Consider the following 25,322-nt stretch of genomic DNA (forward strand, 5'->3'; position numbering starts at 1 on the left):
TTTAAAATTCAGACTTTAAGGTTTCACATTGTCCGTGATGGCGCAGGAGATGGTCGCACAACACTAAAGCTACCATCGCTTCCACCATTGGCACTGCTCTTGGCAAAACGCAAGGGTCGTGCCGTCCTTTTGCAGCCAGCAGCGTTTCTGCTCCCTCGCGGGTGACTGTACGTTGCTGCTGACGAATGGTCGCAGTGGGCTTGAAGGCGGCCCGCAGAATTATATTTTCGCCGTTAGCAATTCCACCCTGAATTCCACCAGAACGGTTTGTTACTGTACGAATCACACCCTGTTCATCAGTATAGTATTCATCATTGTGTTGGCTGCCTGTCAGGAGAGTTCCTGCGAAGCCCGATCCAATTTCAAACCCTTTGCTAGCTGGCAACGACATGATAGCTTTGGCCAAGTCAGCTTCTAGTTTGTCGAATACTGGCATTCCCAGACCTTTGGGTACGTTGCGGGCGACGCACTCCACCACGCCCCCGATGGAATCACCGCTATCCCGAACTTTTTCAATAAGTTCAATCATTCTTTCGGCACATTCAGCATCTGGACAGCGAACTATGTTGCTTTCTACTTGTTCTAAAGTGACAGTATCGGGGTCTGTAACACCTTCTAAGTCTTTGATGCGTTTGACATAGCCGACTATTTCGACTCCGGCTACTTGTTTGAGAATTTTTTTGGCGATCGCCCCTGCTGCTACTCTACCAATAGTTTCCCTTGCCGAACTGCGACCACCGCCTTGCCAGTTACGAATTCCGTATTTAGCATCGTAGGTGGCATCAGCGTGGGAAGGGCGATAGGTAGTTGCCATTTCGCCATAGTCTTGGGGACGAGTGTCTTGATTGCGGACTAGAATGGCGATCGGAGTTCCCAGAGTTTTCCCTTCAAACACCCCGGACAGAATCTCGCAACTATCAGCCTCTTTACGGGGAGTCGTAATTTTGCTTTGACCCGGACGGCGGCGATCGAGTTCCGCTTGAATTTCCGATGCGTCAATGGACAGGAGTGGCGGGCAACCGTCAATTACCACTCCCACCCCACCGCCGTGAGACTCACCAAAGGTCGAAATCCGAAACAAATGCCCAAATGTGTTGCCCATGATGCTTTAGCTTGAAACCTAATAATTTTTAGCTTAAATCGAATAGAGATTTACTGTATTTCTGAAAAATATACCATTGACGAGTATGCCACAGGCGATCGCCCCACAGAATCACTCCCTTCCCGGTAGAAGAATATCTACCAGGGAGAGGGGGATGGGGCATAAAAGCATTAATCTGACTGATGACTACTGACTGATGACTACTGACTAATGACTAATCTTCGTGTTCTTCAAAAGGATCTCTCAATTCCTTAGCGGGAGGGCCAAAGGCGGTGTATATCGAAAAGCCGGTGATTGCCACCAGACACACGCCCAGGGAAATGCCTAGAACTGCTGCGGGTTCCATAGTTTTGTAATATTATGAGTGCTCCTCCTCATAATATTACAAAAAATAACATTTTGTGTAATATTATATTGATTTGAGACGCCATAGGATATGGAGGCGACACAGGGGTAAAACCAAGGTGACGAGAAGGAGTATCTGCAAGCTGAATTTTATTTTTTACTTAGGTTGTGGCAAAAACCTGAAATCCTTTCTACCAGGGCATTTTTCTCATCTTTCGCCACAGACTGACTCTGTGCCAATTCCGATCGCCGACTCGATCCCGAAATTGCGATCGTCATTAGCGGTGGAAATATGTCAAACTTTTCTGTAGAGATTCATTGCAGGTGACTTATGGCACAACGGACTTGGTTAGGAGATATACTCAAACCCCTTAACTCTGAATACGGCAAGGTAGCCCCCGGTTGGGGAACTACTTTATTGATGAGTACGTTTATCGGACTGTTTTTTGTGTTCTTGTTGATTATTTTGCAAATCTACAACTCTTCTCTAATTCTAGAGAATGTAGATGTAGATTGGTCGAGTCTTGGCCGCTAAAAATTGAGCCCGAAAAAGTCAGGCTACAAGTAAAAGCTGAGGGTAGAGGAGAAAGGACAAAAACTATGTTTTCCCATTTTTCCTTTTTTCCTTGCCCTTTTCGATTACTTTTTCCCTAAATAAATGATAACTAATTAAATCGATCGCAGGAGCAACAAATGAATATTTTTGGCATTGGTTTGCCGGAAATGGCAGTAATTTTTACGATCGCCCTATTGGTTTTTGGTCCGAAAAAATTGCCCGAAATTGGTCGCAGTATGGGCAAGGCACTTCGCGGATTTCAGGATGCCTCGCGGGATTTTGAGTCCGAGTTGAACCGGGAAGCCAAGCAATTAGAAGAAGCCGTCGTCAGTAGCAGCAAACCAGAAACAGAAAAACTCGCGGCCGCTAATCCCAAGGAAGATAGCGCAAACAGTTAGATGAATAAGACTCAGAAGTCAGAAACACCAGCCGAGTTAGTGATTCCTCAGTTAATAGTTGGTCTAGGAAATCCCGAACCTAAATACGATCGCACCCGACACAACATCGGCTTTAATGCTGTCGATGCCTTGGCACAATCTTGGCAAATTTCTTTGTCGGAAAATCGGAAATTTCAAGGCATCTTTGGCGAAGGAAATCGGCCGCGGGGACAAAAAATTCGCTTGCTGAAACCGCTGACCTATATGAATCTTTCCGGTCAATCAATTCGTGCAGTGGCGGATTGGTACAAAATACCTGCCGAATCGGTGTTAGTAGTATACGACGATATGGATTTGCCGATCGGGAAAATCAGAATGCGACTTTCCGGTTCCGCAGGCGGGCATAATGGCATGAAATCAGCGATCGCTCATTTGGGTACAGACAAATTTCCCCGCTTACGCATCGGCATTGGTAAACCTCAAAACGAAGTTTCTCAGAAGGAGAAAGATACCATTTCCTTCGTTTTAGGAAAATTTTCCTCAGAGGAAATCCAGTTATTAGAAAATGTGCTTAAACTGGTTAGAGAAGCTGTGGAACTTAGCCTCCATCAGGGAGTGGAAAAGTCCATGAGCCTTTACAATAGTCGCACGATCGCAGCAATAAATGCGGAAACAAAAAGGTGAGTTCGAGACGTTTACCTGAAACTACTGCATATGTCCGGGTTACTGGTCAATCTTGGCAAAAAGGCACGATTGAAGGTGAAGTAAGTGCCGGCAGTTTCGAGTGGCAGTTTCAGTGGCGTTTCAGGGAAGAAAAAACACTGATACTTGAGCCTTCTCAAGGTAGGGCTTTGATTCAAGAACCCCTACATCGTTTTCTAGAAAAGTGGGATTATCAATTAGAACCGGGTGGGGATTATTCGTTTACGGTTCGGGCTGAGTTTTAAGATTTTGATATTTATATTAAAAAGTGTGAGCGATCGTTACTCGTAAAAGATAACGGAGATTTACTGGCTGAACCGCCCAACTCAACGCCAGCGATCGTTGTCGTTCTATTAACGAAAAAGTCCGTAAAGACAGTCAAAGATCTCAAATAGGTTCTATAATACATTTTAATGTTATCGATGACGATCGCTCCAAGAGTATCAGGAAGATATGTATGCCATTTTACGAACTGCTAAATGCTTCACAACGCCAAAAATCATCTCCCAATTCCGAAGATATCCTAGGTGTAATCGACACCATTTTTGACTACGTTGAATTTGTTAAGGGCGATCGCATTGCTACGCTTCCAGAAGACCTTTGGGGAACGGAAGTGGCGGTAATCGGTGCAGGAGTTGCTGGATTGGTTGCTGCCTACGAACTTTTGAAAATGGGTGCAAAACCTGTGATTTTTGAAGCTAGCCATCGCATTGGCGGACGAGCTTATTCTAAACACTTCACCGAATTTGATGGCAAAGAATCTCCTGTTGTTGCCGAGTTGGGTGCGATGCGGTTTCCTCCCTCTGGCAAGCTCTTTTTTTACTATCTTACCGAAGTTTTCAAGCTGCGGCATCCCGACGGAAGTGGTTTTCCCGATCCGGGGAAAGTCCCCACAAAACTGTATTACCAAAATGAACCGATCGACTGGCCCCAGGGTTTACCGCATCCGGACGATCGAGAATTTGAACGCATTGGCAACGAGTTTAATGCTTTTGTAAATAAGCTAGTCGAGCCACTGAAAAAAGCTTGGGGGGAACTAGCAACTGCCAAAGAAAAAGGCGATACTCAAGAGTACGAACAAAAGCGGAAACAGCTAACGCAAATTTGGCAAGGTTATATCTATCGCTATCAAAATGTCAGCTTCTACGAAGCAGTGCGTCAAGGGATTTCCAGTTGGACAGATGAAGATGCCAACAAATTTGGCGCATTGGGCATCGGTTCGGGAGGGTTTGGGCCGTTATTTCCGCTCAATTTCCTAGAATTCCTGCGCATCATCGCTAACGGGTGGGAAGACAACCAGCAACTTCTTCCTTTTGGCATCTCTACTTTTATCCAGAAATTTTACACTGAACCAGTGGATTCTCCTCTAGGAAGGCGATCGCTGCAAGATTTAAATACTCTGCATCTCAACACTCCAATTACCGCCATTAAATACAAAAATGGTAAACCCGTCGTTTATTATACCAATCCCGATCTAAGCGAGCGATCGAAGTCCTTTGAAGCTGCGATCGTTACCAGCACAACTCGCTCCATGCAGTTCATGGGATTAACCCTCGACTCTCCTAGCAATTCTGATGCGGTTATCGCTCAACAATCCGTTAAAGTTGCGTTACGCAACCTTCATTTAACTACTTCTTCAAAACTGTTTATTCGGACGCAAACGAAGTTTTGGTTGGATGAAAATGACCAACCCAAACCGAATATTCCGCAAAACATTCAAACTGACGAACTACCGCGCGGTATCTACGCCCTTGACTACCCCAAAGAATACAACCCCGACCAAAATGGAGTTGTCGTGGTTAGCTACACTTGGGAAGATGATTCAACTAAGTTAATGGCACTAAGCCCGCAAGAGAGGCTGGCAGTGTTTAAAAAATCGATCGCCCGCGTGAGTCCAGAGTTTGCGGAAAATCTCGTTCCCCTTCAGTTTAAGGACAAGGATGGTAAGGACAAGGACGATATTTTGTGCATAGACTGGCAAGCAGAAAATTATTACTACGGCGCGTTTAAGCTTCAGTATCCCGGACAAGAACCCAATATTCAGGCGGCTTACTATCAATTTTTAAGCGTTTTGGACGATCGCGATCGAGGAGTGTACCTGGCTGGTGATAGCGTTTCTTGGGCAGGAGGTTGGACAGAAGGAGCGATGCACACAGCAATTAATGCTGCTTGCGCTGTGGCTAAACGTCTAGGTGCAAAAGTTAAAGACAACTCACCTCTAACTCAAGACTCGCGCCTGTACTATTACGGGCAACGCTTACTGCGCTATGAAAAAGCCGTTGGCTATTCAAACCATACCAATAATGAGCTTTACAATTGGTTTGATGATACAGAAGCAGCGAAAAATCAAGTTTTTCCATTTTTGACTAAAATTGTTGTTCGTCACGGGGATATTATAGATCGCCTGCAAATATGCTATGGCGATGAATGTATGTTTGCGCGTGGCGGTAACGGCGGTACAGAAAGTATCTTTAACATCGAACCAGGAGATACTCTCGTTGAAGTTTCGGGTTATTACGGTACTTGGTATGGTTGGACAGCGATTCTGCAATTAACCTTGATAACTCAAAATGGTCAAACCGCAACTTACGGCACAACCAACAATGCTATCAATACCTCGATCGCGCCTTTTTCTTTTACTGCTAACTCAGAGAAAAAAGAACGCATCTTAGCTTTTCATGGTTCTACATTTTCAGGAAACTTGGCAAACGGACGCGCTACTTCGTTTTTAGGGTCTCTAGGGGTAACGATTCAATATCCGGATACTTCTCTTGAAGGATAATCTGGCTGACTGAAGGTTGCAGCACGCGGGAATTAACCTAAATCGTGCTGCTCTTTTGTTATAAGATTGGCGATCGTAACAAAACTTTTAGCAATTGGTATTAATAGATACTGTCGTAAATTAAGTTGTTATTTGCACATCTCAATATTGTGTTTTTTGAGGAAAAAATTATAATGACGATCGTACTTAGTGGTTACCAGATTCTCAGTCAAATTTACGAAAGCACCAATTCTATAGTTTATCGAGGTATCCGACAACAGGATAACCAACCTGTTATCCTCAAAACGCTAAAGCAGGACTATCCCACGCCTGCTGAGCTGACCCGCTACAAGCAGGAGTATGAGATTGCCAGCAATCTGAACATCGAGGGAGTCATCAAAGTCTACAGCCTCCAGGCATATCAAAGGATGTTGGTCATCGTCCAGGAAGATTTTGGTGGTAGCTCGTTGAAGATGTTGATGAACAATCCTGTAGAAGCACAAAACATTGCCTCCCTACGCCAGTTTCTCCACATCGCCATCAAAATAGCAGAGATTTTGGGTAACATTCATGCTGCCAACGTTATTCACAAGGATATTAACCCTGCCAATATTCTTCTCAATCAAGAAACAGGACAAGTAAAAATTATCGATTTTGGCATTTCCACCGTCTTCACTCGTGAAAATCCCACCCTGAAAAGCCCGAATATTTTAGAAGGGACATTAGCTTATATTTCTCCAGAGCAAACCGGGAGAATGAATCGCTTCCTCGATTACCGCACTGACTTTTATTCTCTTGGTATTACCTTCTGCGAACTCCTGACCGGACAACTTCCATTTACTACTAATGATGTTTTAGAATTGGTACATTGTCATATTGCTAAACAGCCCGATTCACCCCATCAAATCAAGCCAGAAATACCCAAGCCTGTTTCCGATATTGTGATGAAAATGATAGCGAAAACGGCTGAAGATCGATATCAAAGTGCTTTTGGCATCAAAGCTGATTTAGAAATATGTCTGAACCAGTTACAAACCCAAAACCTAATTGAGCCATTCAATCTCGGTTCTAAAGATACCTCCGGCAAGTTTCAAATTCCCCAAAAAATCTACGGACGTGAAGCAGAGATTGTTACTTTATTAGAAGCATTCGAGCGAGTGGCAGCAGGGAAAATAGACGGAATCGAACTGATGCTGGTAGCGGGTTATTCGGGAATTGGCAAATCAGCATTAGTACAAGAAATTTACAAGCCAATTACTCGCGACCGCGGCTATTTTATTGCTGGAAAATTCGATCAGTTTCAGCGTAATATTCCCTACTCGGCTGTAGTGGCAGCTTTTTCAGACTTGGTTCGACAACTGTTAACAGAAACAGAAACACAACTAAATAAATGGCGACAAAAAATATTAACAGCTTTAGGTGTTAACGGTCAGATCGTAATTGATGTAATTCCTGAAGTAGAACTGATTCTTGGCAAACAACCACCAGTGCCCAATTTAGGCTCTGCTGAAGCGCAAAATCGCTTTAATTTAGTATTCCAAAACTTTATTCGCACTTTTTGCGATCGAGATCATCCGTTAGTTATCTTTTTGGATGACTTGCAATGGGCCGACTCTGCTACTCTCAAATTAATTCAACTAATGATGACGGATGCAGAAACGCAATACCTATTTTTAATAGGAGCGTATCGAGATAACGAAGTCAACTTAACTCATCCTTTGATGATGGCTTTGGAAGACATCCGCACTGGAGGTGCGACTGTCAATACGATCGCGCTCGCACCTTTAAGTATAGAACATATTAGCCAGCTTATTGCTGATACATTGTCTGCTAACATAGAAACCATAAAATCATTATCCAAATTAGTATTTAGTAAAACTAATGGAAACCCTTTTTTTGTTAACGAAATTTTGAAAAAGTTGTACAATGAAGAGCTGATTTATTTCAATTTTGACTCGCATATTTGGCAATGGAATATCGCCCAAATTGAACAAACATCGATTACTGAAAATGTAGTTGACTTAATGATTGCCAAGCTCAAGAAATTGCCTGAATCAAGTCAGCAATTATTGCATTTTGCAGCTTGTGTAGGAAGAGATTTTGATTTGAAGATCCTATCACTTATTTCCGGAAAATCGGTAGTAGAGCTTTTTTCAGATCTCAAAGTTGCCATTCAGTCAGAGTTAATTATTTCCTTATCAGAATTAGATTCTGAACTTTTAATCCAATATTATAAATTTGGACACGATCGCATCCAGGAAGCTGCATATGCTTTGATTGATGAATCACAGAAAAAAGCAATTCATTTACAAATTGGTCGCTTAATTCGGCAAAACAGGCGATCGGAAACCTTATCCGAAAAAGTATTTGAAGTTGTCGATCATTTTAATAAAGCTGGTGAAATTATTACGGAGCGACAAGAGCGAGACGAAATTGCCAAGCTAAATTTCATAGCGGGTCATAAAGCAAAAGCAGCAACAGCTTATGGTGAAGCTGTTCAATATTTGCATAAGGCATTAGATCTCTTAGCACAAAATAGTTGGGAACTCCAGTACGAATTGACACTAAATATTTATACAGAAGCGGTACAGGCAGAATACTTAAATACCAATTTTGAAGAAGCTGAAAAGCTTTCTGAGATTCTATTTCAACAAGCCAAAACTGTACTCGATCGAATTAATGTTTACGAGGCAAAGATACAGTTTGCTTGCGTTCAAAATCAGATGTCTTGTGCGATAGATACTGGCTTGCAACTTCTGGAAATGCTGGGCGTGTCTTTGTCACACTCACCGCCGACCAACTTAAACATTGACAGTCTTTATGAATTGCCAGAAATGACTGACCCTGCCTTATTGTCAGCCATGCGTATATTAGTAAATTTATTTAGTCCTGCCTATATTAGTAATCCTGCCTTATTACCGACGATCGCATTTACCATGCTCGAACTATGTCTTCGAGAAGGGAATTCGCCCCAAGCTGCTTTTGCTTACGCTTTTTATGGAGTTCTTTTGTGTACGGAAATGAACGATATCGAGGCGGGATATAAGTTTGGTAGATTAGCTTTGCAGGTGTTAGATAAATTTGAATCGAGCTATATAAAATGCAAGGTTCATGAAGTATTTAATGCCTTCATTAGACACTGGAAAGAACCTGCTCGTGCCTCAATAGAAGCTTTGCGCCAAACCGTTCGATTCGGGATGGAAACTGGAGATTTAGAATTTGCCGGTTATTCTGCTCTTCACTATTGTGCTTACATATTATTGGTGGGAGAGCCTTTGGAGTCAGTTTATGATAAGCAAATGACTTATATTGATTTTTTTCATAAATCAAAACAGGAATTTTCATTTTATTATGCCAAAAATTGGGTGTATTTAGCCTGGAATTTACTTGGTAAAACTGACAATAATAATCGCTTAATGGGTGAGCTTTTCAACGAAGAAGAAATGCTAGTATTCTTTAAAGAGAATAATAATTTTAGTTCTTTATTTTGCTTTTATCTAGTCATAACTATGCTTAGTTATCTATTTAAAGACTATCAGGAAGCTGCAAACAATGCAGCGATCGCTACGGAGTACGAACAAGCGATGGCAGGATTGCTTCCTGCCACTCAACATCCATTTTACTATTCTTTATCCCTTCTGGCTTTATACCCAAATGCCGATCACGAGCGAAAAATAGAATATCTCGAACAAGTAAATCTCAATCAAAATAAAATGAAAAAATGGGTCGATTGTGTGTCGGTCAACTTCCAGCACAAATACGACTTAGTGGAGGCTGAAAAAGCTAGGGTATTAGGTCATAATTGGCAAGCAGCAGAGCTTTACAATCGAGCGATTAAGGGTGCTATAGACAACGGATATATTCAAGATGAAGCTCTGGCTTATGAGTTGGCGGCTGAATTTTATCTAGCAAGTGGTATGGACAAAATTGCCGAAACCTATTTGCAAGAGACATACTATAGCTATACTCGCTGGCAAGCTTGGGCAAAAGTTAAGGATTTGGAATCAAGATATCCGCAGTTACGAACTAAATCTTTGGCAGCCACTCGCATTACAGAAGCGCGCACGAGTGTAACCCAAATACAAACTACCACAAGTTCAGACATCGCTTTAGATTTCGCCACAGTCATCAAATCCTCCCAAGCGATTGGGAGTGAAGTTATGTTAGAGCAACTACTACCGAAATTGCTCAAGATTTCGATCGAAAATGCCGGGGCGCAAGTTGGTTTCCTAATTTTAGAATCTCAGGAAAGATTACTGATTGAAGCTGAAGCATCTGTGGATTCAGAACAAGTCACTGTCTTACAGTCAATCAACATTGAAAATAGCGAAAAACTGCCACTAGGTGTCATCCAATATGTTGCAAGAACTCAAGAGGATGTCGTTTTATCTGATGCTACTAACGAAGGAGTTTTTACTCGCGAACCCTATATTATTAAAAATCAGCCCAAGTCTCTCTTATGCACTCCTATTATTAATAAAGGCAAACTGCTCGGCATTCTGTATCTAGAAAATAATCTGACTACGGGAGTATTTACCCCAGATAGATTAGAAGTATTAAAAATCCTATCTTCCCAAGCAGCTATTTCGATCGAAAATGCTCGACTTTATCAAAATTTAGAAGATAAAGTCGAACAACGCACGGCTCAACTAGCTCAAGCAAATCAAGAAATTAGCACCCTAAATCAGAAACTCAAAGCCGAAAATGTCCGCATGAATGCAGAACTTAATATTGTCAAACAATTGCAACAAATGGTGTTGCCAAAACAGTCAGAACTCGCAGCAATTGAAGGTTTAGAAATAGCTGGATTTATGGAACCAGCAGATGAAGTTGGCGGCGATTACTACGACGTATTGCAACAGGATGGAAGAGTTAAAATTAGTATTGGTGATGTCACCGGACATGGTTTAGAAAGTGGCGTGTTGATGATTATGGCACAAACTGCTGTCAGGACGCTTCAGAAAATGAACGAAACAGATCCTGTGAAGTTTTTGGATATCATAAACCAGACACTTTATGACAATCTCCAGCGCATTGACTCGGATAAAAATATGACTTTAGCCATCTTAGATTATGCCGGAGGTGTCCTGAAATTAAGCGGACAACATGAAGAAATGATTGTGGTGCGGGCTGATGGAACATTGGAGTGCGTAGACACGATGGATTTAGGCTTTCCCATTGGCTTAGTAGAAGAGATTGGCGACTTTGTTGCTCAAGCAGAAGTGCAGTTAAATCCTGGGGATGTGGTGGTGCTTTATACTGATGGAATTCCTGAAGCTAAAAATATTAGTAAAGCGCAGTACGGATTAAAAAGGTTGTGGCAAGTGGTGGTTGAAAATCGTCAACGCTCAGCCCAGGAAATTCGGGAAGCTGCGATCGCTGATGTGCGACAGTATATTGGTGTTCAGAAGGTTTTTGATGATATTACTTTGGTGGTAATCAAGCAAAAATAGAGTTCTTTTGTTACATAGTTATAAATTTTATAACCACATTTTATGCTAAATCTAGCCTACAGGAATTAGTGTTGGTAAAATACGGATGACCGAAAAGCTGACTGCATAAGTCTTCTTCCTTCTTCCTGAATTTCCCCCCTAGGGGGGGGCAGGGGGGGGGTGACTTCTTCCTTCTTCCTTCTACTTAGTATGTGAGATTTGAGGATACGAACTACCAACCAGCGATCGACTAATGAGAATTTTCAGAAATTTTTCGCATTCCTAAAACCAATGTACCTAAAAACAATAGCCCGATCGCACCAGCTAGCGGATTGCCGTTAACTCCCGTCACCCAGTCCGGTACCGAACCAGAATATATAATTAATTTCCCGACATTAATCATATAATATCCCCAAACTAAACCTGCATGAAAGCCGATCGACAAACCAAGACGATTTTGGCGCGATCGCTTTCCCCCAACCAATATCAAACCCAACAGCAACAACCCCGGAAACTGCGGCCAACTCCGCAGCATGGCAACCACAGGTTTGATAAAATGGGATAGGGCAAATAAAATGCTATTCGCCCACAAAGATACTCGATCGCTGTAGTCCCGCTGCAACTCATCGAGCAACCAACCACGGAATACCAACTCCTCCGCAAAACCCACTCCTAAAGCACTCAAAAGCCCTTCTGCAATGATTCTAGGCAAATTATCTGAATTTTGCCATGAGACGAAACCGAGCAGTCCTTGCACCCCAAATAAGCTGAAAGTGAGCAAAAGCCCGATCGCCAATCCGATTAAAAACTCGAAACCATTCTGTCTAGTATTGATCAAACCATAGCTTTTGAGCACTTGGCTGTTTCCGTAAACTTTTTTTCCCCAGAGTCGCACCAAGAACAGAAACTCACTAAACAACAGTGCCATAGTTAGAATAGTGGCGAGGTTGCTGTCTTTAACTAATAAGTAAATTGGTGCTGCTAGGGGCAACCAGATGGATAATAAAGCTAACAGGAAAATGAGGATGCGCCCCAAAAATGGATAACTGGCTATTTTAATTAATTTAGTCATTAACCCTCAAATAACACGCGCTTTCCATCAGTCCAGCAGGGGTTTAAACCCCTGCCTCATAGCTAAAGTCGGTTAAAACCGACTCAAGATTATAGAATATATTATCAATATTAGTCCTCTTCTAGAGGACTTTAGCTATGAGACAGGGGTTTTTAACCCCTGTCGGACTCTCGAACTCACAAACAAGACTGGTACTACATTTAAACTGAAATTGAACTCTGTGACCAATGCCCTACTGCTACTTACTGGACTCTGTACGAAGCAGGCACAGAAAGCTAGAATAGCATTGTAGTGGTTGAAACTTTAACTACACCGCCGGGAATTCCCCCGCTATAACTGTACCCAGTTTAGCGGTGAGATGAAAGGCGGGCCAACGTAGGTACGGAGTTGACCAAATCTTTCTGGATTGTCTTTACTGCCATCGGTGGTATGTAGTAGGATCTTGAGAGAAGGAGGTGATATTAGATGCTCCACAAAGCTGTACAAGTCCGCCTGTACCCGTCAAAAGACCAAGAAATACTACTAGCGCAGACTTTTGGATGTGCGCGGTGGTGGTGGAATTATGCCTTAAATAAATCCATTGATGTCTATAAACAGACAGGTAAAGGATTAGGACAAGTAGCACTCAATGCGCTATTACCCAAGCTCAAAAAAGCCGAAGATACGCTGTGGCTAGCCAATTGTTACAGTCAGGTTTTGCAGGCTACGACACTTAACTTGACCACAGCTTACAAGAACTTTTTTGAAAAACGTGCAGGTTTTCCCAAATTCAAATCTAAACATGGCAAGCAATCGATTCAGTATCCTCAGAATGTCAAGATTGTTGATGGTAATATTAAGATGCCTGGGAATATTGGAATAGTTAAAGCCAAAATACACAGAGCAGTAGAGGGGAAAATCAAGACTGTTACCGTTAGCAAAACACCATCAGGAAAATACCTGGCATCTATCCTGATTGAAAGAGAAGGGGAAAATCCTACTACTGTTTCAGAAGGCAATATCTATGGTATTGACTTGGGAATAAAGCACTTCGCAGTTGTCGCCGATGGCAAAAAGGTCTCTAAGTATGATAATCCCAGACACCTGGCCAAGCATGAAAAGAATCTCAAACGGAAACAAAAAAAATTAGCACACAAACAAAAAGGAAGTAAGTCAAGACAAAAGTATAGAAAAGTTGTTGCTAAAGTATACGAACGAATTAGCAATTCTCGGCAAGATTTTCTACACAAACTTAGTCATAAGTTGGTCAGCGATAGCCAAGTTGTCATAATAGAAAATCTTCATGTCAAAGGCATGGTTCGCAATCACAAGTTAGCCAAAGCAATATCTGATTGTGGATGGGGAACTTTTACTAACTTTCTCGCCTATAAGTTAGAACGAAAAGGCGCGAAATTAGTTGAGATAGATCGATGGTTTCCCAGCTCTAAACTCTGTTCTAATTGTTTTTGTCAGGCAAGTGAAATGCCTTTAGATGTGAGGGAATGGACTTGTCATCACTGTGGCACTCGTCACGACAGGGATGGAAACGCCGCCACAAATATTAGAGCAGAAGGACTCAGAATGCTAAAGACGGATGGTTCAGCCGTTTCTGCTGTAGGAGGGGAGGTAAGACCAAAAGGGGGACGGAAGTCTGTCTTGAGGCACTCGCCTGTGATTACAGAAGCCCCCGCGTTGTGCCTGGTACTCCAGGTTAGCGGTGAGTAGTTCACATAAAACAAAGCTATCAAATCAAGGAACAATGACTGAAGCCTCGGATTTCTCCAATGTCGATCGAGAATTAGATGACACAATTTTAAGCTTCGCAGATATTCAGGCAGAACTCAACCTCCGCCATGCTACAGATGCTCTGCGAGATATCGTAGAAAATCTCGACTTGACTCCCATCGAGCGAACTGGACTAGAGCCGGAAATTAGGGGGTTGGAGAAAATGCTCGATAAGCTAGAGCGCGCTTGTGTCCAAATCGCTGTGTTTGGAATGGTGGGGAGGGGTAAATCTTCGGTTTTGAACGCGCTTTTGGGTCAAAATGTGTTTGAAACAGGCCCGACTCACGGTGTGACTCGCACCACAACGATTGGACAGTGGGATGTTGGTGATGGAGTTAATCAAAATTTGCCCGATGGCTTACGCCCCGCTACGCTACGATTTTCGCCGATTATTTACCGTTTGTCGCAAGTTGAATTAATCGATACTCCGGGAATAGATGAAGTTGATGGCGAAACTCGCGAACTTTTGGCTAGGCGCGTTGCTACACAAGCAGATTTGATTTTGTTTGTGGTGGCTGGCGACATTACGAAAGTGGAATATCAAGCACTTTCGCAATTGCGAGAAGCCGGAAAACCGATGTTATTAGTATTTAATAAAATTGACCAATATCCTGATGCAGACAGATTGGCAATTTATCACAAAATTCGGGACGATCGCGTGAAAGAATTGTTATCTCCTGATGAAATTGTGATGGCTGCGGCATCGCCTTTGACGGCGAATGCAGTACGCCGTCCCGATGGCAGTATGGGTGTGAAAATGACTCGCGGTTTGCCACAAGTTGAGGATTTAAAATTAAAGATTTTGGAGATTTTAGACCGGGAAGGTAAGTCTTTGGTCGCTTTGAATACGATGCTCTGTGCAGGGGATATTAACGAGCAGTTGGTGCAGCGGAAAATGGAAATTCGAGAGGATGCTGCTAATCGGATTATCTGGAATGGGGTAATGACTAAAGCAGTGGCGATCGCCCTTAATCCAATTACTGTAATTGATATCCTCAGCGGTGCTGTAATTGATGTGGTGATGATCTTAACTCTGTCTAAAGTTTACGGCATTGCGATGACGGAAGCGGGAGCAGTGGAATTGTTACAAAAAATTGCCATTAGTATGGGGGGAATTACGGCGGGGGAATTGGTGGCGAATTTTGGTTTGAGTTCTTTGAAAGGATTGTTGGGTTTAGCAACACCGGCAACCGGGGGCTTAGCTTTAGGACCTTATGTTTCAGTAGCTATGACGCAAGCTGCGATTGGGGGAGTTTCTTGCTACGGAATCGGTCAAGTTACTAAGGCTTATTTGGCTAATGGTGCTTCTTGGGGAGATGATGGGCCCAAGGCTGTTGTCACCAAGATTTTGTCTTCTTTGGATGATGATTCTATTTTAAATAGGATTAAGGAGGAGTTGCGGGCCAAGCTGGATTTGAGGGAAGAAGCAAGAAGGATCAAAGTTGACACTCCTGGGCCTTAGGCCATGGGGATTCTTGAATCTACCTCCCGTTATACTGAAGGTTAACGGGAGTGCTGTTGAGATGGGATGGAGTTTATTCAACCGATTCGACGATCGGTACGGTCGATCGCACCACCGTCGGCAGTACAATTTTCTCCACCGCAGGAGTACAGCCTAGCCACTGCACAGACACTTCGGCAAACTGCTCTGGCTGACCACTGACGCAAAAACGAGTAGGCAAAGCAGTACCTGAATTCCGCAGCCCTAAAAGCTCTAATTCCTGAGCAGCAGCAGCCACTACCCGCACCGCCGGATCGATTAAATTGACCCCAGCAGGTAACAGCGATCGCAACACTGGAGCCAACAGTGGATAATGAGTGCAGCCGTAAATCAGCGTATCGATACGCTGCTGAATCAAAGGAGCTAAATATTCCCGCGCTACCTCAGTAGTGTAAGGATCGTAAATGCGGTTTTGCTCCACCAGTGGCACAAAAGCCGGACAGCTAACTTGCCACACTCGGCAAGAATTTTCCATTTCCAAAATCGCATTGCGATAAGCATTGCTAGCCGCTGTAGCAGGAGTGGCGATGACTCCGATCCGCTTCCCTTCCTGTACCGCAGCCTGGGCCCCCGGCAGAATTACTCCCAGCACCGGAATATCAAACTCTGCCTGCACCATTTCCATCGCCAAAGCCGAACTGGTGTTGCAGGCCATAATCACCATTTTCACATCCTGTTCCACCAGCCAAGTCATAATTTCCCGCACAAACTGCACAATCTCCGCAGCAGTACGAGTGCCATAGGGAACCCTCGCCGTATCTCCAAAATAAAGTATTGATTCCTTGGGTAATTGTCGGTACAACTCCCTCAAGACAGTTAAACCACCTACCCCGCTATCAAAAATACCGATTCTTTGTTGTCCAGAGTCTGTTGTCATTTGTTAATTATTAGTAGTTAGTTGGCAGTTGGCAGTTGCTGTGCCCTTCGACTCCGCGGTTCCTGAGCGTAGTCGAAGGGCAGGAACCGCGTAGTCGAAGGGTTAGTTCGCAGTTGGCAGTTGTTAGTTGCGGTGCCCGCTCGCGTAGTCGAAGGGTTAGTTGGCAGTTGGCAGTTGCGGTGCCCGCTCGCGTAGTCGAAGGGTTAGTTGGCAGTTGCTACCAATAACCAATTACCAATTACCAATTACCAATTACCCTCTCTCCGCCAATATATTATCTTTGCTGAAGATACAGCAAAATGCCACGGGCGATCGAAGCAGCCATTTGACTGCGGTAAGCTGGATCGGAAAGCTTGGCAGCATCCTCCGCACCAGTCACAAACCCAACTTCCAGCAATACAGAAGGCATAGTAGTCTTTCTGAGAACATAAAACCTAGCCTGTCGCACTCGGCGGTCATCTGCCCCCGTCCCCTCCAAAATACTGGCGTGAATCGTCCTGGCCAAATCTAGTCCATTGTCGAAATAGTACGTCTCAATCCCGCTGATATCCGGCCGACTCATGTTAATGGCATTGGCGTGAATGCTCACGAATAAAGTAGCATTTAGTCGTTCAGCTAGAGAAACTCTTGGTTGCAGGTCAATTTCGCTGTCGTCAGTTCTACTCATCACCGCTTGTACGCCTTGCTGTTCCAGGATGCGGGCTACTTGAAAGGAGATATCCAAAACGATATCCTTTTCCTGAATTCCGCCAATCCCTACAGCACCGGGATCGCGGCCACCGTGGCCTGGATCGAGGACTACTACTGAGCGGCGGTTAGAAACAGGGGGCAAATCGGTAGAGCCGGTGATGGTTCTGGGCAACGGCTGGGGGTTGCGTGTTCGATCGACTGGTGGCTGCATACTAGGATAGGAGCGCACAGGAGGGTCTACCGTCAGCCGACGAGGGGTGGTGGGCATTCTTGCACCCGCAGGTAGTAGGGCAATGGAGCCCAAACTGGTTACAGATGCTCGCCACTGTGTGTTAGAACTATTCATCCGCAAAGTGACGCGGGTAATGGGGGGATCTGTTGGCAGTTGCCGGACTTCAATCCGTTCTACGCCGTGTTTGCCGTTAGTCTGGGGCTGTTGGCTGTTAAGCCCAGGAGCGAGAGTTGCGCCTTCAATATCTAGGGTGGCGATGTCCCCTGCGCGACTTTGTTGAAAGTTAATTTGGGGGCGGCCACCTACGGTGCGGACTAAAAAACCGTCTGCTGTTACCTGAACGTTCTGAACTACAGTCGTTTCAGCGGTATTGGATGCCGTTGCAGATGGCTCAACGGACAACCTTTCGCCACCTAATTCGGAACTGGAATTGGGATTTTCGGCTCGTGTTGGCGTTGGCAAATCCACTGTCCACTCGCTGGGAGAAAGACCTCGAAATTTTACTTGAGCAGGGTCGATCGTAAATCCGTCTTTTAACTCAACCACTATTCTGGTGGTATCGTCGTCAAACTGCCCTAAACGCACGGATTCGATCGCCCCTGAGAAGGGCTGATTTAGGGATTGACGGCCCAGACTGGTCCCTGGTAAATCGATCACCAATCGGGTTGGGTTGAATATCAGTTGAGCCTTGGGTTGTACTCCCCCATCGGTTGTAATGTAAAGCCGATTCTCAGAAGCATCAAACCGCCAAGATTGCAGTCTTGCTGCTTCGGCGGCTCCGGTGAGCAAAAATACACCTAAGAAACTCGGTAGTAGCCAGTGGAATTTCACGACAGTTTTTCCTCGTTTGCGTTGCTGCTTTTATCTGGAAGGGTGATGCTTTGCCCAAAGTATTTCAGGATTTGGCTGAAAGATGATGATTGGGGCGATCGCCGATTCTCAGTTTTGGGCTAAATTGACTTTTTTATGCCTTAACAGACTCACCGATGCCAGATTTTGGCACATAGTCGCCCTGTGACAGGCTGGTGGCCCATCTGTCCAAAGTTGATAGAAAGATTGCCGTACAAGGGAACATATTTATTTTTGGCAGCATAAAACGAGCTATTTCTGGAAGCTCGAAGGTAGAAGTTAGAAGGTAGAATTTTACGGTTATTCAAAGGAGCAATTTCAGGCATCGGATGCGATCGAGGGACGCGGGCTCAGTGAAATAGAATATCACCATTAGTCATTCATACTTGGTCAGATTTTTTTATGCTTGCTGTTGGCTGTTGACTGTTGGGTAGTCCAAGGCATCGGTACCGCTACTAACTAATGACCACTGACTAATGACTGCTGACTAATGACCACTGACTACTGACTTAAGTTCAAACTTCCCGGCCATCCAGTTCAAAATTTCTTGATTTACTTGTTCGGGGCATTCATCCTGGGGACAGTGGCCAGCATTATCTAATTCCACTAACTCTACATAATTGGGGCTGCATTCGACAAATTTATGAGGCTTCGCAAACTGGGGGGGAATCATCCGGTCTTGCCGACCCCAAATTAATAACATCGGAATTTTTAAGTTTCGTAACACACTCTTGACACTAGGTCCGAACTGTGAACTACCCACAGCTTTAAATAAAGCACAGAAGGCTCTGGCGGAACCTCGATCGCCAGCCGGACCGGAGAGAATGTCTACTAATTCGTCGGTGATGGCATCGGGGCCCGAATAGGCAAAGGCGGCCCAGCGACGCACAAAAGAAGGCTTGCGGACCAGGTAGAAGAGGGGCCTGAGTATGAGGGGGGAAACAAAGATACTTTCGACAAGTTCGATCGCGGGTAACAGCCACGACGGCACGGCCTCGGCTCGTACAGAGGGGTCTGGGAGGCTAATCATCACGATGCCAGCCACCATATCGGGGTGAGCCGCCGCCGCGGCGAGACAAATCAGGGAACCGATGGAATTTCCCACCAAAATTACCGGCTTTCGGACAAAAGTCAACCAAAAGTCATAAACTTGATCGACCCATACAGATACAGAGTAATTCAGGGGTGCTTTTTGGGAAGCTCCAAACCCCAACAAATCCAAGGCGTAAACTGTGTGAAATTCGGCGAGGGCTGCCAGATTGTGTCGCCAATGGCCGATGGAAGCCCCAAACCCGTGCAGTAAAATTATTGGCGTGGTGGAATCGGCCATGGCGATCGTGCCTTGATTTGGCTGCGAAGGGAAACGAGAGGGACGCAAATAGGTATAGCGAGTTTGCCAACCCCGCCATACCCAGTCTCTTTGAGTGCCAACCCGTTGGTGCCAGTGAAGAGAATTTGTCAATTTTGTCTACTCTCGCAACATAAATTTACAATCAACAATACCTATTCTACAGGCCAAATTGAAGGAATAGGGGACTTGCTCAAGCCCATGGCCAGAGAGGAGAGGTAAAGGGGTTTTAGTTGGTTCTGGAGGTTTTACCCTAAATTATTGACCATAGTGTCATGCTTCAGGGGCAAGCGGGAGTCGCGCGTGTGAAGTTAAAATAAAACTAAGCAGAAACTCAACCAGACTGAGTAGAATGGCAAGTATAATGTTTACCCCGCCCCAAAGGCAAGGGGCTTCAGGCGTTACTCCTTCTGGAGTCCTTGACCAGCCTCCTATGTTATAGATCAATTAGATCAATGGTGTTTGCGAGATTTTTCTGCTGACATCGGTTGATACGCCTTGGTTGAGAACTCATCTCAACTAATAAATTTGTTAGCAAAAGTTAGCAAAAAAGTATCAAAAGCCTCACTATTAAACTATTGCTTGCACAACAATTCATGCCTGTGATTGAAAGAAGACAAAATCGTAACCTCCCCCAGATTAATGAAAACATTCGATACCCCAAAATCCGGGTGATCGATACCGATGGCGCGCAACTAGGGATATTGACTCCCTCAGAAGCACTGCGCCTCGCTGAGGAAAAAGAACTCGACCTCGTACTTGTCAGCGACAAAGCTGACCCGCCGGTATGCCGGGTGATGGACTACGGGAAGTACAAATTCGAGCAAGAGAAAAAAGCACGCGAAGCAAAGCGGAAGCAGCACACTGCCGATGTCAAGGAAGTGAAGATGCGCTACAAAATTGAAGAACACGATTATCAAGTGCGCCTCAAACTAGCAGACCGCTTTATCAAATCTGGGGACAAAGTAAAAGCCACGATCATGTTCAGAGGTCGGGAAATCCAACATAGTAACCTAGCAGAGGACTTGCTCAAACGCATGGCCACGGATTTGCAAGAAATTGCCGAAGTGCAGCAAGCCCCGAAAAAAGAGGGACGTAGTATGATGATGCTGCTGTCGCCGAAGAAAGTATAAATAGTTGACAGTTGACAGTTGACAGTTGACTGTTGACTATTGCTAGGGGCGGTGTCTGTGAGTGCCCGCCCTCAGAGTTGACAGTTGACAGTGGAGTGTCAATCAGTCATTAGTTATAAACTGGTGACTGATAGCTGATGACTTGGGAAGTTCGTCAGGAATAAGCTACCACAGAGGGAAATCAACGCTGCATGGACAATTTTCAAATCAGCGGTTCAGGGGGTGTCAGACAAGGGATGCTTCGATCGCTAAACCTGCGATCGGAAGAAGTAGAGCGAACCGCACTGATGTTCCTTGTCTACAGTTTAACTTCCGTAGGGCTAATCTGGCTGGAACTCAGCACAGTAGGTCTGTTTCTAGACGAATTTGGTGCCGACAAAATGCCCTGGATTTACATAGCCAGCGCCTTCATCGGTTCTGGTTTAGGCTTTGTCTACTCCTGGCTGCAAAAAATCCTGCCCTTGCGGCGCACCGTGGTAGTCGTTCTGGGAATGATGTCGGTACCGCTATTCCTGTTTCGATTCGGCATCGGCTACGAAGATATTAAGATAGCTGGAATCAGCATCGCCTTCATTACAATATTCCTGATGTGGCTGTGGGTGGAAGCTTGTTATGTGCTCAATGACCTCAATACTTCCATCACATCCAACCAACTCTTCAACATCAGAGAAATTAAACGCACCTATCCCCTCGTCAGCAGTGGATATTTAGTAGCTGGAGTAGTCAGCGGATTTTCTCTACCGGTGTTGCTGCACGTAGTGGGTTTGAAAAATGTGACCCTGGTATCGGGGTTAATGGTTGCCACAGGCTCGATATTGCTGTATTACCTCACGGAAAAATACCGCCAAGCATTCCCAGAAACAGCCCATTGGACAGATGACGAAGACGAAGACGACAATCAAGAATTTACCGCCCGTAAAGTTACAGGCCCGCTGCAAAAATACGCCATACCTCTAGTTAGCTTTTTCGTACTGGCAGAAGTCCTCTACGTCTTAGTAGATTTCCAATTTTATAGCCAGCTAGAATACCAAAACCCAGGGGATGGGGCTAGTTGGATAGCTAGCTTCCTGGGCATTTATGAAGGGATTCAAGGGTTGTTTCAAGTGGGGACTCAGTGGTTTGCATCCAGCCGCTTGGTGGAAAGAATTGGAGTATTCGTCACAGCGATGATTCTACCCGCGGGGATAGCGATACTGGGAGTGCTGACTCTGGGAGTGTCTTTGGGAAACTTAGTACCAGTTTTTATCGGACTGGTATTTCTGAGGTTTCTAGACGAACTGCTGCACTACACGCTGTTGGAAACGGTGAGTCCGGTGTTGTTCCAACCAATCCCGGATAATATTCGATCGGGAATCCAAACTTTGGTCAACGGTGTGGGCGAACCTTTGTCCTGCGGAGTGACTGGAGTCGGCATCCTGATTCTACTGTGGGTGACAAACTACATACTCCCTCACGAAAACGAAAATCAATTTCACGACCAGCAAAGCTTGGTTTTTATTGCTGTCATCGTTCTGCTGTCGCTGGTGTGGCTGTTCGTGGTCTGGCTGATCCGTTCTCAATACGTTGGTTTGTTGGTTAAAAGTGCAGAACGGGGACGCTTGGGTGTCACTGACGTGGACTTGAAAGCCTTGAAACGGGCAGTAGTAGAAACTTTGGAACAGCCGGGAGGGGAAGATGACAAGCGTTCTTGTATAGAACTGTTGACCCAAATTGACCCTAAAAATGTGGGTGAAGTCTTGGCGCCGATTCTGGAATCGTTGCCGCCATCCTTGCAGCGCCAAAGCCTGGAAACGATGCTGCAACACCCGAACCCTGCATATTTGGAGGCTGTTCGTAACCTGAGCGACCAATCTCTGCCTCCGGAAGTGCTGGCTTTGGCCCTACGGTACATCTGGCTGACAGATGCAGAACCGAATATCGACAGTTTGCGATCGTATTTGCAGCCGACTGTAGACCCGGTAGTTCGGGGGACTGCTGCTGCTTTAATTATGAGAAGGGGCGATCGCCAGCAAAAAGCAGAAGCTACTAATACTCTGCGACAAATGCTGACTCACAAGCAAGAGCGGGAACGTGTGATGGGGACGCGGGCTCTGGGAGAGGCTGACTATCTCCAAGGATTGCGTTTGTATATACCGAATCTGTTGCAAGATGAATCTTTGCGGGTGCGGTGCGCTCTGTTGGATGTGATTTCTGCTACTCATTCGGAAGAGTATTATCCTTCTCTGATCCGCGGACTAGGTTACAAATCGACCAGGGAATCTGCTTTGGGGGCGATAGTCAAACTTCACAATGATGCGATTGGGCTACTGGTTCATTTAGCAGAAGATATCCACAAATCGGATTTGGTGAGGTTGCAGGCCTGGACGGCTTTGGGTCAAATTGGGACTGTAGAGGCGATCGACATTCTCGTCGGTAACTTGCTCACTTCTTGGGGAACTACCAGGCGCAATATCCTCCGCATCCTGTTGAAAATGCCCTCAGAAGCGGGCATAGAAGGGGTTCTAGACCGCATCGGACGCAGCGGATTGGAAACTCTCATTGAACAGGAGTTAATGTTTATCGGTCAAATTTACGCAGGTATGGTGGATTTGTCTTCGGTAACAACCTACGGCAAGTTCTCAACGGAATATGCAAACAGCGCCGATGAACCGGCTTCGGATACGGCTCAATTGTTGCAGCGTGCCCTGGCGGGGTTAGAATCTGATGCTACCGATCGGTGTTTCTTGTTGATGAAGTTTCTTTATCCGCTAGACACTGTACAAGCGGCGGCTTTTAATATCGCTTCTGGCCAACCTTCTTTGGTTGCTAGGGGATTGGAAATTTTGGACAATACTGTTGATATAGCGAATAAGCGATCGCTGATTAACCTATTGGATCAGCACTCGGAAAGGGAAAAACTGAGCAACCTCTCGGAATTGATGGTGTACAAACCTCTAGCCCCTAGCGATCGTTTACGGCGCTTGCTAGAATTGCGTCACTTCCTTTCGGATTGGACATTAGCTTGTTGTTTTCATTTGGCGAGGGAAGCCCGCTGGACTCTCACCGCTCAACAAACTTTGGTCTGTCTGCGCCATCCTACAGGTTTTGTGCGCGAAGCAGTGTTAGCCTATTTGAAAATAGCCTCGCCCAGGGCTTTGCTGGAATTGCTACCTAGGCTGCAAAATGACCCCGATCGTCTAGTATCAGGTCAAGTCGAAGAGATGATGACCCAGTTGGGCGCTGGAGGAAGAAGGTAATATTGGTCAATTGGCAGTTGGTAGTTGGCAGTTGGCAGTTGTTAGTTAACAGTCAACAGTCAACAGTCAACAGTCAACAGTCAACAGTTTTTATTCTTCTCATTTTTAAGTTTAAATCAATCACTGCATTGCACTATGTTAACCAGCGTTGAACGCCTATTATTTGTAAGGGCGGTTCCAATTTTTAAGGAACTGCGGGATGATTTTCTCGTGCGTCTAGCATCGGTAATGGATGAACTTTCTTTTCCTTCTAAACACACAATTTTTACGGAAGGACAGGAAGGTCGATCGCTCTATATTTTGGTATCGGGAACGGTGCGGGTTCACATTGGCGATCGGGATTTGGCACAGTTAAAAGCTGGTGCTTGTTTTGGTGAAATGTCGCTATTTGATGCGGAACCGCGATCGGCTTCTATTACGGCTCTTGAACCTTGCGAGTGTTTGATGTTGACTCAAATGCAGCTTTATGATGCTATTGATGAAACTCCGGGAATTGCTGTGAATATTATCCGTTTGTTGTCGCGCCGGATTCGCGAATTGAATCAAAAATTGAATGCTAAAGAAGCGGTTCTGTCTTTACCGGATACTGCTAAAGTTGCTGAGTTGCGATAATTGTGACTTGGTACGGGGAAATTGCTAATAGACATCTCCTATCATCCTTGTGGAGTAGGCATCCTGGTCTTGCACACTTGCTTTTTAGGAGATCTCTAATAGACATCTCCTATGATGCTGGTGGGGTAGGCAAAACAGCCTGTTCTTCACTAGGTTTTTAGGAGATGTCTCAGAAGCAAATACCCGATTTTTTCAAGAAGTCGGCGATGTCAGAGTCGCTTTAAACTAAGCGGAAAATAAAGGGGTAGCGGTAAGGTAGGTTGGGATTTTGTAAAACGTGGAGAATCGCAAAAATTGTCAGTCCCCAATGTACCAGATAACCTAGGGGTATCAGGACAAACCCGGCTAGACCAAAAGTAATGATAGTTAACACTGCAATAATGCTGCTGTAGAGCCATACATTTAGGTGAAAATTGATGGCTTCTTTGGCGTTATCTTTGACCACGGGGTCGTCGGATACTAATAGTACAGCGATCGGCACTCCGATGGAAAACAATAACGTACTCAAAAAAATTGCGCCGTGGCACAGTAGTGATAGCAGCTTCCGCTTGTCGGAGTCGTACATATTACTTTTCTGTTGAATTCTATGATAAGTTTACCTTTAATCATAAATTTAGCACAGGCTATAATGGCAGTCTGGTGATGATTCCCCTACCTTATTTGCGATCGCCGAAAACCAAGGGGTCACAAACCGCGGATTGAGCCGTGGGAGTAATCTAAAATCTAAAATCTA

Annotated in this window: 19 protein-coding genes; 11 read left to right on the plus strand and 8 right to left on the minus strand. The window is 44.9% G+C overall.

Annotated features, from left to right (window positions below):
• Position 1: 1 nt before the first annotated feature.
• The 3 genes from aroC to psbN are packed head-to-tail and all read right to left on the minus strand — an operon-like array spanning position 2 to position 1,448.
• The gene (gene aroC / locus P2A85_RS10605; protein ID WP_377479513.1) at positions 2–1,102 is read right to left on the minus strand and encodes a chorismate synthase; all 1,101 of its coding nucleotides are present in this window, start codon (positions 1,100–1,102) and stop codon (positions 2–4) included.
• A 28-nt stretch (positions 1,103–1,130) separates the two neighbouring features.
• On the minus strand, positions 1,131–1,265 hold the full coding sequence (locus tag P2A85_RS10610; protein ID WP_377479517.1) for a hypothetical protein: 135 nt from the start codon (positions 1,263–1,265) through the stop codon (positions 1,131–1,133).
• A 51-nt stretch (positions 1,266–1,316) separates the two neighbouring features.
• Entirely contained in the window at positions 1,317–1,448 is a 132-nt protein-coding gene (gene psbN, locus P2A85_RS10615; RefSeq protein ID WP_190742515.1) for a photosystem II reaction center protein PsbN, read from the minus strand.
• Positions 1,449–1,778: 330 nt separating this feature from the next.
• Here psbN and psbH point away from each other — a divergent pair, with 330 nt between their 5' ends.
• From psbH to P2A85_RS10645, 6 genes are all read left to right on the plus strand, one after another.
• Complete coding sequence (gene psbH, locus P2A85_RS10620; protein WP_340521490.1) at positions 1,779–1,982, plus strand: photosystem II reaction center phosphoprotein PsbH; 204 nt, start codon at positions 1,779–1,781, stop codon at positions 1,980–1,982.
• 158 nt (positions 1,983–2,140) lie between these two features.
• Positions 2,141–2,401: a TatA/E family twin arginine-targeting protein translocase gene (locus P2A85_RS10625; protein ID WP_340521487.1), complete on the plus strand. Its 261-nt coding sequence runs from the start codon at positions 2,141–2,143 to the stop codon at positions 2,399–2,401.
• Positions 2,402–3,064: an aminoacyl-tRNA hydrolase gene (pth, locus tag P2A85_RS10630; RefSeq protein WP_371114908.1), complete on the plus strand. Its 663-nt coding sequence runs from the start codon at positions 2,402–2,404 to the stop codon at positions 3,062–3,064. It abuts the gene before it with no gap.
• Positions 3,061–3,327 (plus strand): DUF3146 family protein, encoded by a 267-nt coding sequence (locus P2A85_RS10635; RefSeq protein ID WP_340521483.1) that lies wholly within the window; start codon positions 3,061–3,063, stop codon positions 3,325–3,327. Before pth ends, P2A85_RS10635 begins: the two co-directional genes overlap by 4 nt.
• Positions 3,328–3,539: 212 nt before the next feature.
• Positions 3,540–5,864 carry an FAD-dependent oxidoreductase gene (locus P2A85_RS10640; protein WP_377479523.1) on the plus strand — a complete coding sequence of 775 codons (2,325 nt, stop codon included), beginning with the start codon at positions 3,540–3,542 and terminating at the stop codon, positions 5,862–5,864.
• A 173-nt stretch (positions 5,865–6,037) separates the two neighbouring features.
• A complete protein-coding gene (locus P2A85_RS10645) occupies positions 6,038–11,296 on the plus strand; it encodes an AAA family ATPase (protein WP_377479526.1) in 5,259 nt (1,752 codons plus the stop codon).
• Positions 11,297–11,525: 229 nt separating this feature from the next.
• Here the strand turns inward: P2A85_RS10645 and P2A85_RS10650 are convergent, their stop codons facing one another.
• Entirely contained in the window at positions 11,526–12,347 is an 822-nt protein-coding gene (locus tag P2A85_RS10650) for a CPBP family intramembrane glutamic endopeptidase (RefSeq protein ID WP_377479529.1), read from the minus strand.
• A gap of 465 nt (positions 12,348–12,812) precedes the next feature.
• Between P2A85_RS10650 and P2A85_RS10655 the strand changes: the two genes are divergently transcribed.
• Positions 12,813–14,051, plus strand: coding sequence for an RNA-guided endonuclease InsQ/TnpB family protein (locus tag P2A85_RS10655; RefSeq protein WP_377479532.1), 1,239 nt, complete (start codon positions 12,813–12,815; stop codon positions 14,049–14,051).
• A 34-nt stretch (positions 14,052–14,085) separates the two neighbouring features.
• Positions 14,086–15,573: a GTP-binding protein gene (locus tag P2A85_RS10660; protein WP_377479534.1), complete on the plus strand. Its 1,488-nt coding sequence runs from the start codon at positions 14,086–14,088 to the stop codon at positions 15,571–15,573.
• A gap of 73 nt (positions 15,574–15,646) precedes the next feature.
• Here the strand turns inward: P2A85_RS10660 and murI are convergent, their stop codons facing one another.
• From murI to P2A85_RS10675, 3 genes are all read right to left on the minus strand, one after another.
• Entirely contained in the window at positions 15,647–16,489 is an 843-nt protein-coding gene (murI, locus tag P2A85_RS10665; protein ID WP_377479537.1) for a glutamate racemase, read from the minus strand.
• 274 nt (positions 16,490–16,763) lie between these two features.
• The gene (locus P2A85_RS10670; RefSeq protein ID WP_377479541.1) at positions 16,764–18,242 is read right to left on the minus strand and encodes an N-acetylmuramoyl-L-alanine amidase; all 1,479 of its coding nucleotides are present in this window, start codon (positions 18,240–18,242) and stop codon (positions 16,764–16,766) included.
• A 505-nt stretch (positions 18,243–18,747) separates the two neighbouring features.
• The gene (locus tag P2A85_RS10675; protein WP_377479544.1) at positions 18,748–19,722 is read right to left on the minus strand and encodes an alpha/beta fold hydrolase; all 975 of its coding nucleotides are present in this window, start codon (positions 19,720–19,722) and stop codon (positions 18,748–18,750) included.
• 482 nt (positions 19,723–20,204) lie between these two features.
• Between P2A85_RS10675 and infC the strand changes: the two genes are divergently transcribed.
• The 3 genes from infC to P2A85_RS10690 all read left to right on the plus strand — a co-directional run bounded on the left by infC (position 20,205) and on the right by P2A85_RS10690 (position 24,589).
• Positions 20,205–20,741 carry a translation initiation factor IF-3 gene (infC, locus tag P2A85_RS10680; RefSeq protein WP_236508115.1) on the plus strand — a complete coding sequence of 179 codons (537 nt, stop codon included), beginning with the start codon at positions 20,205–20,207 and terminating at the stop codon, positions 20,739–20,741.
• Between the two features lie 191 nt (positions 20,742–20,932).
• Positions 20,933–23,977 carry a HEAT repeat domain-containing protein gene (locus tag P2A85_RS10685; protein WP_377479547.1) on the plus strand — a complete coding sequence of 1,015 codons (3,045 nt, stop codon included), beginning with the start codon at positions 20,933–20,935 and terminating at the stop codon, positions 23,975–23,977.
• A 135-nt stretch (positions 23,978–24,112) separates the two neighbouring features.
• The gene (locus P2A85_RS10690; RefSeq protein ID WP_341734327.1) at positions 24,113–24,589 is read left to right on the plus strand and encodes a cyclic nucleotide-binding domain-containing protein; all 477 of its coding nucleotides are present in this window, start codon (positions 24,113–24,115) and stop codon (positions 24,587–24,589) included.
• A 220-nt stretch (positions 24,590–24,809) separates the two neighbouring features.
• On the opposite strand, the gene P2A85_RS10695 is transcribed toward P2A85_RS10690, so the two are convergent.
• Complete coding sequence (locus P2A85_RS10695; RefSeq protein WP_341737402.1) at positions 24,810–25,154, minus strand: DUF4870 domain-containing protein; 345 nt, start codon at positions 25,152–25,154, stop codon at positions 24,810–24,812.
• Between the last annotated feature and the right edge of the window lie 168 nt (positions 25,155–25,322).

Origin of the sequence: Microcoleus anatoxicus, from assembly GCF_042465725.1 — a bacterium.
GTDB lineage: Bacteria > Cyanobacteriota > Cyanobacteriia > Cyanobacteriales > Microcoleaceae > Microcoleus > Microcoleus anatoxicus.